Raw genomic sequence first — 14474 nt, 5'->3', positions numbered from 1 at the left:
CTTTCGGCTGTCACGCGGGGCTCACCACGCCTTAGCGCCCACCCGGTTGTCGAGCTGGGCGCGGAGGCTGCCGAGTCCCAGCCGGGTGATCCGGTAAGGGCCGCCGTCCTGGCTGGCGATCAGCCGCTTTCGTTTCAACGACTGGAAGACCCCGACCGAACAGTCGGTCAGCGCCCAGCCGTCGCGGGTGATGCAGTCGGCCGCGACGATCTTGCCGTGGTCGTCACGTTCGAGTTCGATCCGGCCGCCTTGGGCCAGAGCATGCAGCGTGCGTTGCTGCGGTTTGGAAATGTTCAAGGGATTGTCCGAGGGATCGAGGCATACGATCGCGCACCGCGCCGGCGGATACGCGGGCGGAAGCGGGCCTGATCGACTTTCGAACCGAGGTTCGGAGCCTGTTAGGCCCGCGCCTCGCGCACAATCTCGGACATGAACCACACAAGAGAAGTTGGTGTGGGGAAGATGGGGCAGGACGCGGCGAAGCTCAAGCGCTCGCCGTGTCCGTAGCCGCTACTTCTTGGCCTTGGCGGGCGTGGTCTGGGTCACCTTGACCGGCGCGCCCTGTTGGCGAGCATCGCTGACCAGGCCGGCGCAGTCGGCGTCCTTGGCCTCGCCGGTCGTGACGAAGGGCAGGAGCGCCGCCAGCGGATTGATGATCGACCCCAGGGCCGCGGCGACGCCGCCCTGACCGACCGCCTTGCTGGCGTCCAGGCCGGGCTTCGGGGCCATGATCGGACCCTTGATGGTGATCGGGATGAACAGGCGCACCAGGCGCGGCTTCTTGCTGTCGCCCTCGATGCGGAAATCGATCCGCTCGGTCGCCAGGTTCACCGTGCCCCGGCCCCGCGCCAGCACGACGCCGGTGTCGGCCACCAGGTGGTTGGTGGTCATGATCCCGTTCTTGACCGAGAAGTCGGCGACGGCGCAGCGCACCGGCGTCTCCTTGTTGCTCTTGGACAGCAGCAGGATCAGGCCCTTGGAGGCGTTGACGCCCAAGAGCTCGGCGAAGGCCTGGCGGATCTCGCCGCGCGGCGCGACCACGGTCACCGAGCCGTCGGCCGAGGCGGCCGCGCGGTGGACGCTGTTGCCGGCGCCGGTCAGCTTGGCCCGGGCCATCAGAGCGCCTTCGATAGCCGGCTTGCCGTCGGTCTTCAGCGGGATGAAGTCCTCGATGCGAGCGTTGGTCAGGCGCACGTCCATGTCGGTCCGTGGCACGGCCGGACGGGCGTCCAGGCGCACCTTCCCGCGCAGATCGCCGCGCGAGAAGGTGAAGGCGATCGGGTCCATGGTCAGCACGCCCTTGTCCAGGGTCAGGTCGACGCTGACCTTGCGCAGCGGCAGGTTCGGGGCGTTCACCGTGTCGGCGCGATAGGTGACCTTGGCGTCCATGGCGCGGACGCGATCGACCTGCAGGGTGGCGTCGGGCAGCAGGCGCTGGACGGCGTCGCGCTGGGCGGCCTCGACCTTCTGGCCGGCCGAAGCGGTCTCGCCGCGACCCGTGGCCGGGGCGGCGCCGAACAGGCTGCCCAGGTCGTCGAAGTCCAGCCGGCGCGAGCGCAGCGCGGCTTCCAGATAGGGCCGCTCACGCCCGGTCAGCACGAAGAGGTCGCCGCGGATGTCGCTGTCGCCGATCCGGCCCGACAGCGTCTCGAAGTCGTAGCGGTCGCCCTTGCGCACCAGGTGGCCCGAGACCTTGTAAGGCGGGGTGTTGGGCAGGGTCAGGCCGGTCAGGTCGTGCAGCCGGTTCAGGTCGGCGCCCGCGATCGACAGCTGGGTCTCGAAGCGGCCCAGGTCGAACGGTTTGGTGACGTTGCCCTCGGCCGTGATCCGGGTGGAGCCGGCGCGGATGTCGGCGTCGAACGGATAGGGGCGGCTGGGCGAGATGTTCAGCAACGGGCCGCCGGTGACCTGAGCCACGAAGGCGGCGTTGTTCAGACTGCCCTTGCCCTCCAGCACGAAACGGCCGCCGCGCTCGCCAGCGCGCTCCTGGGCGTTGACCGTGCCGACAAACAGCGCGCCGCGCTGGCGGTCATCGACCCGCAGCTTGCCCTCATTGATCACGAAGCGTTGGATGGCCGGCAGCTTCAGCGGCGGCGCGTCCTTGCGCGGCGCGCCGAAGGTCCAGTTGGCTCGGCCGTCCTTGTCGCGCAGCAAGCGCACGTCGGCCCTGTCGATGGCCAGGAACGGCAGGATCACCTGGCCCCGCAGCAGCGGCAGGATCTTGATCTGCACGGCGATGCGCTGGACCTGGGCCATCTGGCCGGAGCCGGAGTCCTTGTCGACCGACTTGGCCCAGGCCGGCTGGCCGATGCGCAGGTTGTAGGCCTCGGCCTTGGGCGAGAACGACCAGGGGTGGACCCGCAGGTCGCCGGCGATCACCACTTCGCGCTGCAACTGGACCGAGGCGTAGCGCCCGATCGGGCCGCGCAGCCAGTTCCAGTCGAAGATCACCAGGAAAATGATGATCGCCGCCAGCAGCGTCAGGGCCGCGCCGATCCCGATGCGAGCGCGTCGCGAAAGGCCTCGGAAGGGGTTCCGGGGCGGCCTGGGCGCGGGCATGACGTCGACGTTGGACAGGATCGTGGCTCCGGTTGAACCCACACAACGCGTGGAGCCGGCGATACTGTTCCAATTTGAAGCGCGTTAGCCTCGAAAGGCCTCGTCAGTAAACGAGACCGATCCGGCAGACGACCGCCCCCGCGATCAGAAATACGGCGATGGCCACGAGTTCATAGGCCTTGAAAAACGGCCGGCTTGGCGTGCGCATGGTCTGTTGTTCCCCCGTCCCATTTTGGTGCAACTCGACGCACTTGGCGCAAGGGCGGCGCCACCCGCTTTGGGTTAGGGCGTCTTTCCGGGCCAGATCAGATAACCGGCTTCGTCGCGCCCGGCGGCGACATAACCGTAATGCACATAAGGCGGACGGTGGTTCACGGCAGGGTCCCCACGACCCTGGTCGTGTCCGTCGCCATAGGCGCGAACGCGTTCGTACTCGTACTGGTCGACCCGACGGTCGTGGCGGCGTTCGCCATAGCGGTCGCCCGCGTAACGATCGCCATAGGAGGGCTCGTAACCGCCGCGTGTCTCGATATCCAGACGGCGATCGCCGTAGCCCCACTGATCATGATCGGCCCAGCCTTGCTGGGCGTCGCACTCGACACGGTCCCAGCGATAGGCGCCGCCCGGACCGGTCACCCGGCGCGCGACGCAGTCGCCGGGCCCCGAGTTCGGCGGCAGCAGCTCCGAATCCAGCGGCAGGCCCACGCCCCGATGCGGCTGAGCCATCGCCGGCGCGGCGAGGCTGACCAGGGTCAGAACCAGAGCGGGAAAGAGGCGGAACGCGGTCATGGAGGTTAACAAAACATTTCCCGAGCGACCGTGAGCGCCTTTTCACCCAGCAAGCGAGCGTGGCCTTGCACGCAAGTGAGGCTTCCCTTGGCGGCGGGCCGCGGCTAGCGTGGATCAAACAATTGTTTGAGGGCGGCCATGGCGATCGAGGCGGTGATCTGGGACTTCGGCGGCGTGTTCACGACCTCGCCCTTCGAGGCCTTCCGCCGCTACGAGACCCAGCGCGGCTTGCCCGCCGACTTCATCCGCGCGGTCAACGCCACCGACCCTGACGTGAACGCCTGGGCCCGGTTCGAGCGCGCGGAGATCGACGCGGCGGCCTTCGACGTCCTGTTCCTGGAGGAAGCCACGCGCCTGGGCCACGCCGTGCGCGGGGCCGAAGTGCTTCCGCTGCTCTATGGCGACCTGCGGCCTCGGGTGCTGGACGCGCTGAAGACCTGCAAGGCGCGGTTCAAGGTCGGCTGCATCACCAACAATGTCCCGACCGGCCACGGACCCGGCATGGCCCAGAGCGCCGACAAGGCGCTGGCGGTCGGTGAGATCATGGCCCTGTTCGACGCGGTGATCGAAAGCTCCAAGGCCGGGGTGCGAAAGCCAGACCCCCGCATCTACCAGATGATGTGCGAGCTGCTGGGCGTCGCGCCCGCGCGGTGCGTCTACCTCGACGACCTGGGCGTCAACTGCAAGCCGGCGGCGGCGCTGGGCATGAAGGCCATCAAGGTCTCGACCGAGGCCCAATTGCTGGCCGACCTTGCCGAAGCGACGAGATTGTCGTTCTGAGGGGACGAAGTTCCTTCGGAGAGACCTCCATGTCCCGTCCCCGCATCGGCGCCGCCGCCGCGATCGCCCAACTGCAAGGCTGGAGCGCCGCGCCGGATCACAAGGACGCCATCGCCAAGACCTTCAAGTTCGCGGACTTCAACGAGGCGTTCGGCTTCATGACCCGCGTGGCGATCATGGCCGACAAGCTCGACCACCACCCCGAATGGTTCAACGTCTACAACCGCGTCGAGGTGCTGCTGACCACCCACGACGCCGACGGGGTGACGGAGCTGGACGTCCAGCTCGCGAAGTTCATGGACAGCGCGGCCTGAAGAATTCAAACTCCCGTTTGAATTATAATCGGGAGGACGCCTCGATGGCGCAGAGCACGGGCCGGGTCGCCGGCAAGAAGGCTTTCATCACCGGCGGGGCCCAGGGGCTGGGCGCGGCGGCGGGGCGGATGTTGGCCAAGGAAGGCGCCAGGGTCGCGCTGGCCGACCTCAACCTGGCGGGCGCGCAAGCCGTGGCCGACGAGATCAACGCCGCCCACGGCGCCGGCACGGCCTTCGCCTATCAGCTGGACGTCACCCAGGAAGACCAGTGGATCGAGGTCCTGGAACAGGCGACCCAGGCCATGGGCGGCCTGTCGGTGCTGGTCAACAACGCCGGCATCGGCGGCGACGGCCCGATCGAGAATCTGGATTTCGGCCTCTGGAAGAAGGTGATGTCGGTCAATGTCGACTCGGTCTTCCTGGGCGCCAAGCACGCCCTGACCCATATGCGGGCCCATCAGCCCGGCTCGATCATCAATCTCTCGTCGATCGCCGGCCTGATCGCCAACGGCAATTCGCCAGCCTACAACGCCTCGAAGGCGGCGGTCTGGCTGCTGTCCAAGAACATCGCGCTGTACTGCGCCAAGATGAAGCTCGACATCCGCTCGAACTCGATCCACCCGACCTTCATCGACACCCCGATCCTGGACGGCTTCTCGGCGCGGTTCGGCAAGGAAGAGGCCTTCGCCAAGCTGGCGCGGCAGGTGCCGCTGGGCCGCATCGGCGAGCCGAACGACATCGCCAACGCGGTGCTCTACCTGGCCAGCGACGAGAGCAAGTTCATGACCGGCGCCGAGATCAAGGTCGACGGCGGCATCTCGGCGATGTGATGCGCCGACGGGTTCTCCTCCCCCTCTGGGGGAGGTGGCCCAGAGGGCCGGAGGGGGCAGCTCCGCATAGGCCGAGCCGCCCCCTCAGTCGCTTCGCGACAGCTCCCCCAGAGGGGGAGCAGATTCAGAACCTACCGCGGCGCGCGCTTGGCCAGGATCCGCTGCAGGGTGCGCCGATGCATGTTCAGCCGGCGCGCCGTTTCCGACACGTTGTGGCCGCACATCTCGTAGACACGCTGGATGTGTTCCCAGCGGACGCGGTCGGCGCTCATCGGGTTTTCCGGCGGGGCTGGAGCGGCGTCCTTGGCGGCCAGCAGGGCGCGGGCCACGTCGTCGGCGTCGGCCGGCTTGGACAGGTAGTCGACCACCCCCGCCTTCACCGCCGCCACGGCCGTGGCGATGTTGCCGTAGCCGGTCAGCATGATGACCTTGGCGTCGGGACGCGCGTCGCGCACCGCCTCCACCACCTTCAGGCCCGACCCGTCCTCCAGCCGCATGTCCAGCACCGCGTGGGCCGGAGCGGCGCCGCGCAGGATGGTGAGGGCCTCGGCGACGGAAGCTGCCAGGGTCACCTCGAAGCCGCGCTGCTCCAACGCCCGTCCGAGTCGGGTCCGCAAGGGTCCGTCATCGTCCAGAAGCAGCAGCGTCTTGTCCGGCAGGGCCGCGACCAGCTCTCCAATATCCGCCATGAAGTCCGCGCCTCCCCAGCGCCAATACTCAACAGGCCAAATAACAACCCATAGTTTCCAGGATACGCACCGTACTTCAAGCCCCGATAAATCCGGGAGCTTCAAGCGCGGGTCTGGGCCAGCGGGCCGACACCACGGCGCCGCCACGGCGTCCATTACGGAAATCCACGGTGGCGCCGGTTCGTTCCAGCAGAGTCTTGGCGATAAAGAAGCCAAGCCCCATGCCGATATGTCCCGTGCGAGAGCCTTCCGCGCCGGGGCGGGTGGTGACGTACGGTTCGCCCAGCTTGGCCAGCACTTCCGGCGAGAAGCCGGCGCCGTCGTCGCGGGCCTCGATGACGATGTAGCGGGCGTCGAAGCGGGCGATGACGATCACCTCGCTGCGGGCGAAATCGACCGCGTTCTCGACGATCGAGGTCATGGCGTGGATGATCTCGGGGCGCCGCCAAATGTCCGGCGCGGTCTCGCCCGACGGACCGTTGACCACGGCCTCGACGCGAATGCCATGCACCAGGTGCGGCTCGATGACGTCCTGGACCAGCTGCACCAGGCTCATGCGCTCGTGCACGGCGTCCTTGGCCTCGGGCATTTCGGTCAGGCGTTGCAGGATCTCGCGGCACCGCGCCGCCTGGCCGATCAGCAGTTCGGCGTCCTCGCGAATCTCCTCGCTGGCGGCGTTGCGAGCCATTTCGCGCGACACGACCGAGATGGTGGCCAGCGGCGTCCCCAGCTCGTGGGCGGCGGCCGCGGCCAGGGCGCCCAGGGCCGACAGGCGCTGCTCCCGGGCCAGCACGGTCTCGGTGACGTTCAAGGCCAGCTCCATCCGCGCCGACTCGCTCGCCGCCTGCCAGGCATAGGCGGCCGTCAGGATGATGCCGACGATCCGCGCCGCGACGATCGTCCAGAGCATCAACGGGCTGGGCTCGAACGGCATGGGCTGGCCGTTGATCGTGGGGAGCGGCATGTGGAACAGCGCCAGCAGGACCGACGAGGCGATGGCCAACAGGCCCAAGGCGATCGCATAGCGCGCCGGCAGGGTCGCCGCCGCGAGGGTGACCGGAGCGATCAACAGCAGCGCGAAGGGATTGTGCGCGCCGCCGGTCAGGTAGATCAGGCCGGACAGCTGCAGGATATCGAAGGCGATCTGGGCGGTGGCCTCGCCGTCGCGAGCCAATCTTTGGCCGCTGGACGCCAAGCCCAGCAACACGTTCAGCCAGGCCGACAGCGCGATCAGGGTGAAACAGAGCGCCCAGGGCACCTGCAGCTTCAGGGCGAGGCCGCTCACCAACAGCACGGCGGTCTGCCCGACCACCGACACCCAGCGCTGCGTCAGCAGGGTGCGAACCCTTAAGCGTCCGCGGCGAAGCCCAGGCGCGGTCCAGGACCAGGCGTCATCTTGCGCCGGTTCGTCACCCGGATTATCGAGCCCTTTATGACGTTGATCGTCGGGCGTCCTCGCGAACGAAACGTCAGTCATGTCCGCAAGATTGTCCATATTCTCGCGCGTGGCGAGAGTAAAAGATCGGGCGGCCGCAAATGGATGAAATGCACATGCCTCGCCACCGCCTCATCCTGATCCTGGCCTGCGTGATTGGCCTCGCGGTAACCGCGGGTCTGGCCTGGAACGCCGGCGTGTTCAAAACCGAGCCGCCCGTGCCGATCGGCGGGCCGTTCCAGATGGTCGACCAGAACGGCAAGCCCGCCACCGAGAAGGTGCTGAAGGATAAATGGAGCCTGGTGTTCTTTGGTTTCACCTACTGCCCCGATGTCTGCCCCGGCACGCTGCAGGCCTTGTCGGCGGCGACCGATCAGCTGGGGCCCAAGGCCAAGGACCTACAGATCGTCTTCGTCTCGGTCGATCCAGGCCGTGATACGCCCGAGCAGATGAAGACCTATCTGTCGAACGACTACATTCCCAAATCGACGATCGGCCTGACCGGCACGCCCGAGCAAGTCCAGGTCGCGGCCAAGGCTTACAAGGTCTATTACGCCAAGAGCGGCGAGGGGCCCGGCTACACCATGGACCACTCGACGGTGACCTACCTGATGGACCCCAAGGGCCGGTACAAGACCGTGATCCCCTATGGCACGCCGCCGGACGAAATCGCCCGCCGGATCTCCGACGCGATGCGGGAAGGTTGAGAGCGCTACCATCTCGGCGTGAGGCGACGCTGTGACGCGCCGCAAAAAGTCCTCGCGGGGTAGACTCTCTTAGGCTTTGGCGTGCTATGTTGCATCGCAACATAGCGGATGCGCCATGCTCTACGCCATGCACGAGGCGGCTTACTACGCCTCCACCCCCATGCGCCTCGCGGCGCGGGCGGCCCGGGACTTCTGGGGATCGCCGCTGAACCCGGCCGCCGACTCGGCCATGGGCCGGCGCATGCACGCCGGCGCGGACCTGTTCGCCAACGTCACGCGGCGCTACGGCAAGCCCAAGTGGAACCTCGACACGATCAAGGTCGGTCAGGTCGACGTGCGGGTCCGCCCGACCGTGGTCTGGGAAAGTCCCTGGGCGCGTCTGATCCAGTTCGACCGCGACATGGCCGACATGCGCCGGGCCGGCAAGTTCAGCCTCGATCCCGCCGTGCTGATCGTCGCGCCGCTTTCGGGCCACTACGCCACCTTGCTGCGCGGCACGGTCGAGGCTTTCCTGCCCGACCACGCCGTGTTCATCGTCGACTGGGTCAATGCTCGCGAGGTCTCGGTCCTGGAGGGGCGTTTCGACTTCCACGACTATATCGATCACATCATCCAGATGCTGTCGGTGCTGGGGCCCCGCCCCAATGTCGTGGCCGTCTGCCAGCCCGGCCCGCCGGTCCTGGCCGCCGCCGCGCTGATGGCCGAGCAGAACCATCCCTCGCGCCCGGCCAGCATGACCTTCATGGGCTCGCCGATCGACGCGCGCCTGTCGCCGACCGTGACCAACCAGCTGGCCGAGGAAAAGCCGTTCACCTGGTTCCAGTCGAACATGATCTACACCGTGCCGCCGCCCTATCCGGGCGCGGGCCGGCGCGTCTATCCGGGCTTCGTCCAGCTGGCCAGTTTCATGAGCATGAACGCCGAGCGCCACCAGGAAGCCCACCGCCGCTATTTCGACGACCTGGTGAAAGGCGACGGCGACAGCGCCGACAAGCACCTGGAGTTCTATGACGAGTATCTGTCGGTCCTGGACCTTACCGAGGAATTCTACCTCCAGACCATCGACATCGTCTTCCAGCAGTATCTGCTGCCCAAGGGCGAGCTGATGCATCGCGGGACACGCGTGAAGCCCGAGGCGATCACCGATATCGGCCTGATGACGGTCGAAGGCGAGAACGACGACATTTCCGGCATCGGCCAGACCCAGGCCGCCCACGGCCTGTGCTCGAACATCCCCGAGGACCTGAAGCTGGACTATGTGCAGCCCAGCGTCGGCCACTACGGCGTGTTCAACGGCCGCCGCTTCCGCGAGGAGATCTATCCGCGCGTGCGCAAGTTCATCCGCAAGTGCGACCCGCATTTCGACGAAGAGGCGTAACGCCACGGACGCTTGCGGGCGGGCGCGGCGCACACGATCTTAGGCGTTGATGTTCGCGCGCGCTGCCCAACGTTTTTCCGACGGTGATCGACTGGAGATCGGCGGCTGGCCGGTTCGCCTGCGGGTGGACGGCCGGGCCCGGCGGATCTCGCTGCGCGTCGACCGGGCCAAGTCCGAGGTCGTCGCCCTGGCCCCCAACCCCAAGCGCCTGAACGAGGCCGTCGCCTTCGCCCAGGAGAAGTCCGGCTGGATCGCCAAGCAGCTGGCGGCCTTGCCCGAAAGGATGAGCCTGGCGCCCGGCGGGATCCTGCGCCTGAACGACCGGGCCTATCGCCTGGAGGTCGGTCCTGGCCGCGCCCGGATCGATGGTGACCGTATCGTCGCCCCCGACGACGCCAACTGGGGCCTGAAGGTCGTGCGCCTGGCCAAGCGCGAGGCGCTGGCGATCCTGACCGACCGCACCGCCGTCCACGCCGCCGCCCTGAACCGGCCCATGCCCTCGGTGGCCGTGGCCGACCCGAAGGCGCGCTGGGGCTCGTGCCGTCCAGCCACGTCCCGCGCGCCAGCGGCGATCCGTTACAGCTGGCGGCTGATCCTGGCCCCGGCGGCGGTGGCCGACTACGTCGTCGCCCACGAGTGCGCGCACCTGATCGAGGCCAACCACGGCCCGAGGTTCTGGGCGCTGTGCGAGGAACTGGTGGGCGACCCCGCGCCGCACCGGGCATGGCTGCGGGCCCACGCGGCGGAACTGCACGCGATCGGGGCTTAAGGCGCGGCCAGGCAGCCTGCTCCCCTTCTGGGGGAGCTGTCGCGAAGCGACCGAGGGGGCGTCGCCGGCCTATGCGGAGTTGCCCCCTCTGGCCCTCTGGGCCACCTCCCCCAGAGGGGGAGGAGATTTCAAACCTCAGTAAGGCAGCTGGTCCGCCGGCGGCGTCGTGCCCGCGGGGGTCTCGGCCGCCGGGCCTTCCGGCGTCGGCGTCGGGTTGATCAGGTCACCGATCGGGTCGGTGCTCTCGACCGGCGGAGGCTCGACCACGCCGCCCGGGATCGGGGTCGCCTTCAGGCGCGGCAGCGCGGCGGACATGAAGGTGCGCCAGACCTCGGCCGGAGCGCCGCCGCCGGTGATCCGCTTCATCGGTGTGTTGTCGTCCTTGCCGGTCCAGACGGCGGTGACGAAGCCGCCGGTGTAGCCGACGAACCAGGCGTCCTTGTAGTCGCTGGTCGTGCCGGTCTTGCCGGCGATGTCGTAGCCGGCGACCTTGGCGCGGGCCCCCGTGCCCGAGGTCACGACTTGGCGCATCATCTGGTTCATGTACTGCAGGGCCGGCGAGCCGATCACGGCCGAGCGGGCCTGCCTGTCGACCCCGTGGTCGTAGAGGACCTTGCCGCTGGCGGTGCGGATGCGCTCGATGCCGTAGCCCTTGGCCAGGAAGCCGCCGTTCGAGAAAGGAGCGTAGGCCTGGGCCATTTCCATCGGCGACACCTCGACGGCGCCCAGGGCCATCGACGGATCCAGCTGAATCTTGCTGGTGATGCCCAGGCGGCGGGCGGTGGCGGCGACGTTGCTGGTGCCGACCTCGTTGGCGAGGCGCGCGGCGACCGTATTGATCGACTGGGCCAGGGCCGTCTGCAGGGTGATCGGACCCAGGTACTTGTTGGTGTAGTTCCGCGGTTCCCAATTGCCGATCTTGACCGGTTCGTCGACGACCATGACCGCCGGCGTGCGGCCGGCCTCCATGGCGGTCAGGTAGACGAACGGCTTGAAGGCCGAGCCGGCCTGGCGGCGGGCGGTGGTGGCGCGGTCGAATTGGCTGTCGGTATAGTCGGCGCCGCCGACATAGGCGCGGATGCGGCCTTCGCCATCGATGGCGACCAGGGCCGCCTGCTGCACGCCCTGAGCCACATGGCCCTCGACGCCCAGCTTGACGGCGCGCTCGGCCGAGACCTGGATCGGCAAATCAAGGGTGGTCTCGACGACGAGGTCCTCGGTCGGTTCGCCGACCAGCGACCGGACCTGGGCGTCGATATAGTCGGTGAAGTACTGGGCGCGCTGGTTGGCCAGGGTGGCCGAGACCTGCACCGGCGTCTTGAAGGCCTCGTCGCGCTGCTCGGCGGTGATGGCCTTGATGCGCACCATCTCGTCCAGGACGATCGTGGCGCGGCGCGCGGCGCGTTCCTTGGCCGAGACCGGCGAGTAGCGGGCCGGGCCCTTCATCATGCCGGCCAGCAGGGCCGCTTCGCCGATCGTCAGTTCCTTGGCCGGCTTGTTGAAGTATCGCTGCGAGGCGGCCTCGATGCCGTAGGCGCCGGCCCCGAAATAGACCCGGTTCATGTACAGGGCCAGGATCTGCTTCTTGGAGAACTTCAGCTCCAGCCAGACAGCCAGGATCAGCTCCTGGGCCTTGCGGCGATAGTTCTGGGCCGGGCTCAGGAACAGGTTGCGGGCCAGTTGCTGGGTGATGGTCGAGCCGCCACGCTGCGGGCCGCCGTCATGGGTGGCGTTCCAGACCAGCGAGCGGGCGATGCCCCAGGGGTTGAAGCCGAAGTGGTGATAGAACTGGCGGTCCTCGATCGCGACGAAGGCGGCCGGCACGTATTCGGGCAGGGCGTCGATGTCGACCGGCGGCGCGTACTGGCTGCCGCGCACCGCGAGCAGGGCGCCCGAGCGGTCCAGATAGTTGATCGAGGGCTGGCGCTTGACGTCATAGAGCTTGGACGTGTCGGGCAGGTCGCTGGCGAACACCGCGAAGAAGGCCACGACGAAGATCAGGCCCCAGACGCCCAGGACGGTGCCCCAATAGACCAGGGCCTGGAGCGGGGTGCGCTGCGGCTTGGCCGCCTTGTTCCCGCCGAAGGGTCCGTTCGCCATGGTCGTCCTGTTCCAAGTGCGCCGAGAGGCGCGCGATCACACGCGCTCACGCGCGTTCCGTTTAGCCGAAGCCCACAGAACGCGCGACAAGATTGACGAGAAGTGAACGTCCGTTGCGGCGCTCTTGTGGCGGTGGTTTCTCGGCGCCATTGCGCTACCTATAATTGAGGAAACAAACAACGAACGACCAGGACGTTTATGGCTTCGTCATCTGAGGACCCCCAAGTCGCGCCGGACTCCTTGGCCTCGCCGCCCGAGGCTGCCAAAAGGACCCCCGTGTACGTCCCTCCCGAATCCCCCGAACTCGACCACGCCCGCGAAGTCCTGCGGCGCACGTTTGGCCATGCCGACTTCCGAGGCATGCAGGCGGGGGTGATCAACGAGATCCTGGCCGGCCACAGCGCCATGGCCGTGCTGCCCACCGGCGGCGGTAAGAGTCTGTGCTACCAGATCCCGTCGCTGATCCGGCCCGGCGTGGGCCTGGTGATCTCGCCGCTGATCGCCCTGATGGCCGACCAGGTCCAGGGCCTGCGCCAGGCCGGCGTCGCGGCCGAGCGGCTGGACAGCAACGTCTCCATGGATGAGCGCGGCGACATCTGGCGGCGCATCGACGCCGGCGAGGTGGACATGCTGTACCTCTCGCCCGAAGGCCTGATGCAGCCGTGGATGCTGGATCGCCTGGCCCGCACGCCGCTGGCCCTGATCGCCGTCGACGAGGCCCACTGCGTCAGCCAGTGGGGGCACGACTTCCGGCCTGAATACCGGATGATGGGCCGCTTGGCCGAGCTGTTCCCCGGCGTCCCGCGCCTGGCGGTCACCGCCACGGCCGACGCCCGGACACGCGACGACATCCGCGCCGAGCTGCGCCTGCAGGGCGCGGCCGAGTTCGTGGACAGCTTCGCCCGGCCGGAGCTGGCGCTCAGCGCCGAGCGCAAGCGGGGCAAGGGCCACGATCGTGTCGTCGAGCTGGTTCTGGAGCGTCCGGGCCGCGCCGGGGTCGTCTACGCCGGCAGCCGCGACTCCACCGAGAAGCTGGCCGAGAAACTGATCGCCGAGGGTATCCCGGCCGTGGCCTATCACGCCGGCCTCGACAAGGCCGTTCGGGCCAAGCGCCTGGAGGACTTCCTGGAGGCCGACGCGGCGGTGATGGTGGCGACGATCGCGTTCGGCATGGGCGTCGACAAGCCCGACGTCCGCTTCGTCATCCACGCCGACCCGCCGGCCGCCATCGAGGCCTATTGGCAGGAGGTCGGCCGCGCCGGCCGCGACGGCCAGCCGGCCGAGGGCATCACCCTGTACGGCTCGGCCGACATGGCCTGGGCGGGGCGCCGGATCGAGACCAAGGACGCGCCCGACGAGGTCAAGCAGGCCCAATCGCGCAAGCTGCGGCAATTCTATTCGATGCTGGAAGGCGTCACTTGCCGCGCCGCCGCCGTCCGCCGTTATTTCGGCGAGGAGGGCGTGGCGCGCTGCGGGGTGTGCGACGTCTGCGTCTCGCCGCCCACGGGAATCGACGCCACCGAGGCGGCCCAGAAGGCCCTGTCGGCGGTCCACCGCATGGGCGGCCGCTATGGACGCGGCCGGCTGATCGAGCACCTGCTGGGCAAGACCAAGGACGTCACCCCGCAGGAGGCCCAGCTGCCGACCTTCGGCATCGGCCGGGAGTTCAGCCAACCGGTCTGGCGCGACCTGTTCGACACGCTGATCTTCGAAGGCCTGCTGCGCGAGGATCCCAATGACGGCCGGCCCCTGATCGGCCTGGGCGACGTCGAGGGCGTGCGCCAGGTCTATCGCGCCGAGCGCCGGGTGGCCCTGCGCCAGATGGCCGAGGCCCCCGAGATCGGCCGCGCGACCGGCGCCCGCAAGCGCCGCGAGGGCAAGGCCCTGACCATCCCGACCGAGAACCAGGTGCTGTTCGAGGCGCTGCGCTCGTGGCGCAAGGAGCAGGCCCAGGCCCAGCACGTGCCGCCTTACGTCATCTTCCACGACGCCACCCTGGCCGAGATCGCCGCGGCGCGTCCGGCGAGCTTGGCCGCGCTGGGCAAGGCCGGCGGCGTGGGCCAGGGCAAGCTGGATCGCTACGGCGAGGCGGTTTTGAAGGTCGTGCGAGAGAACTAAACGGCG

Annotated in this window: 13 protein-coding genes; 7 read left to right on the top strand and 6 right to left on the bottom strand. The window is 68.3% G+C overall.

All coding sequences use genetic code 11. The features are described from left to right. Window positions 1-21: 21 nt before the first annotated feature. From ACW173_RS05920 to ACW173_RS05910, 3 genes are all read right to left on the bottom strand, one after another. Window positions 22-297, bottom strand: coding sequence for a YjhX family toxin (locus ACW173_RS05920; RefSeq protein WP_492083946.1), 276 nt, complete (start codon window positions 295-297; stop codon window positions 22-24). A gap of 213 nt (window positions 298-510) precedes the next feature. Then, on the bottom strand, window positions 511-2601 hold the full coding sequence (locus ACW173_RS05915; protein ID WP_492083945.1) for an AsmA family protein: 2091 nt from the start codon (window positions 2599-2601) through the stop codon (window positions 511-513). Window positions 2602-2841: 240 nt separating this feature from the next. Further along, entirely contained in the window at window positions 2842-3348 is a 507-nt protein-coding gene (locus ACW173_RS05910; RefSeq protein WP_492083944.1) for a hypothetical protein, read from the bottom strand. A gap of 138 nt (window positions 3349-3486) precedes the next feature. On the opposite strand from ACW173_RS05910, the gene ACW173_RS05905 reads away from it, so the two are divergent. The 3 genes from ACW173_RS05905 to ACW173_RS05895 are packed head-to-tail and all read left to right on the top strand — an operon-like array spanning window position 3487 to window position 5272. Continuing rightward, window positions 3487-4128, top strand: coding sequence for an HAD-IA family hydrolase (locus tag ACW173_RS05905; protein ID WP_492083943.1), 642 nt, complete (start codon window positions 3487-3489; stop codon window positions 4126-4128). A 29-nt stretch (window positions 4129-4157) separates the two neighbouring features. After that, the gene (locus ACW173_RS05900) at window positions 4158-4442 is read left to right on the top strand and encodes a 4a-hydroxytetrahydrobiopterin dehydratase (RefSeq protein WP_492083942.1); all 285 of its coding nucleotides are present in this window, start codon (window positions 4158-4160) and stop codon (window positions 4440-4442) included. 44 nt (window positions 4443-4486) lie between these two features. Beyond that, window positions 4487-5272: an SDR family oxidoreductase gene (locus ACW173_RS05895; protein ID WP_492083941.1), complete on the top strand. Its 786-nt coding sequence runs from the start codon at window positions 4487-4489 to the stop codon at window positions 5270-5272. Between the two features lie 131 nt (window positions 5273-5403). Here ACW173_RS05895 and spdR read toward each other — a convergent pair whose 3' ends face one another. Next, entirely contained in the window at window positions 5404-5961 is a 558-nt protein-coding gene (spdR, locus tag ACW173_RS05890) for a stationary phase response regulator transcription factor SpdR (protein WP_291880393.1), read from the bottom strand. A gap of 76 nt (window positions 5962-6037) precedes the next feature. Next, on the bottom strand, window positions 6038-7438 hold the full coding sequence (locus ACW173_RS05885) for an ActS/PrrB/RegB family redox-sensitive histidine kinase (RefSeq protein WP_492083940.1): 1401 nt from the start codon (window positions 7436-7438) through the stop codon (window positions 6038-6040). 74 nt (window positions 7439-7512) lie between these two features. Between ACW173_RS05885 and ACW173_RS05880 the strand changes: the two genes are divergently transcribed. The 3 genes from ACW173_RS05880 to ACW173_RS05870 all read left to right on the top strand — a co-directional run bounded on the left by ACW173_RS05880 (window position 7513) and on the right by ACW173_RS05870 (window position 10250). Next, window positions 7513-8103 (top strand): SCO family protein, encoded by a 591-nt coding sequence (locus ACW173_RS05880; protein ID WP_492083939.1) that lies wholly within the window; start codon window positions 7513-7515, stop codon window positions 8101-8103. 115 nt (window positions 8104-8218) lie between these two features. Next, window positions 8219-9481, top strand: a complete 1263-nt coding sequence (locus tag ACW173_RS05875; RefSeq protein WP_492083938.1) for a polyhydroxyalkanoate depolymerase — start codon at window positions 8219-8221, stop codon at window positions 9479-9481. A gap of 49 nt (window positions 9482-9530) precedes the next feature. Then, window positions 9531-10250 (top strand): M48 family metallopeptidase, encoded by a 720-nt coding sequence (locus ACW173_RS05870; protein ID WP_492083937.1) that lies wholly within the window; start codon window positions 9531-9533, stop codon window positions 10248-10250. Window positions 10251-10385: 135 nt separating this feature from the next. Here the strand turns inward: ACW173_RS05870 and ACW173_RS05865 are convergent, their stop codons facing one another. Then, a complete protein-coding gene (locus tag ACW173_RS05865; RefSeq protein WP_492083936.1) occupies window positions 10386-12350 on the bottom strand; it encodes a transglycosylase domain-containing protein in 1965 nt (654 codons plus the stop codon). A gap of 276 nt (window positions 12351-12626) precedes the next feature. Between ACW173_RS05865 and recQ the strand changes: the two genes are divergently transcribed. After that, complete coding sequence (gene recQ, locus ACW173_RS05860) at window positions 12627-14468, top strand: DNA helicase RecQ (protein WP_492083935.1); 1842 nt, start codon at window positions 12627-12629, stop codon at window positions 14466-14468. The last annotated feature ends 6 nt before the right edge of the window (window positions 14469-14474 follow it).

This window comes from Caulobacter sp. ALps2 (assembly GCF_058681635.1).
The sequence above is the reverse complement of the archived record's forward strand: the minus strand, read 5'-3'. Positions and strand labels throughout refer to the sequence as shown.

Excerpts from the sequence above, each read along its gene's own strand:
- ACW173_RS05910 (WP_492083944.1), bottom strand. The coding sequence starts at position 3,348 with ATGACCGCGTTCCGCCTCTTTCCCGCTCTGGTTCTGACCCTGGTCAGC.
- ACW173_RS05905 (WP_492083943.1), top strand. The coding sequence starts at position 3,487 with ATGGCGATCGAGGCGGTGATCTGGGACTTCGGCGGCGTGTTCACGACC.
- ACW173_RS05900 (WP_492083942.1), top strand. The coding sequence starts at position 4,158 with ATGTCCCGTCCCCGCATCGGCGCCGCCGCCGCGATCGCCCAACTGCAA.
- ACW173_RS05895 (WP_492083941.1), top strand. The coding sequence starts at position 4,487 with ATGGCGCAGAGCACGGGCCGGGTCGCCGGCAAGAAGGCTTTCATCACC.
- spdR (WP_291880393.1), bottom strand. The coding sequence starts at position 5,961 with ATGGCGGATATTGGAGAGCTGGTCGCGGCCCTGCCGGACAAGACGCTG.
- ACW173_RS05885 (WP_492083940.1), bottom strand. The coding sequence starts at position 7,438 with ATGACTGACGTTTCGTTCGCGAGGACGCCCGACGATCAACGTCATAAA.
- ACW173_RS05880 (WP_492083939.1), top strand. The coding sequence starts at position 7,513 with ATGCCTCGCCACCGCCTCATCCTGATCCTGGCCTGCGTGATTGGCCTC.
- ACW173_RS05875 (WP_492083938.1), top strand. The coding sequence starts at position 8,219 with ATGCTCTACGCCATGCACGAGGCGGCTTACTACGCCTCCACCCCCATG.
- ACW173_RS05870 (WP_492083937.1), top strand. The coding sequence starts at position 9,531 with ATGTTCGCGCGCGCTGCCCAACGTTTTTCCGACGGTGATCGACTGGAG.
- ACW173_RS05865 (WP_492083936.1), bottom strand. The coding sequence starts at position 12,350 with ATGGCGAACGGACCCTTCGGCGGGAACAAGGCGGCCAAGCCGCAGCGC.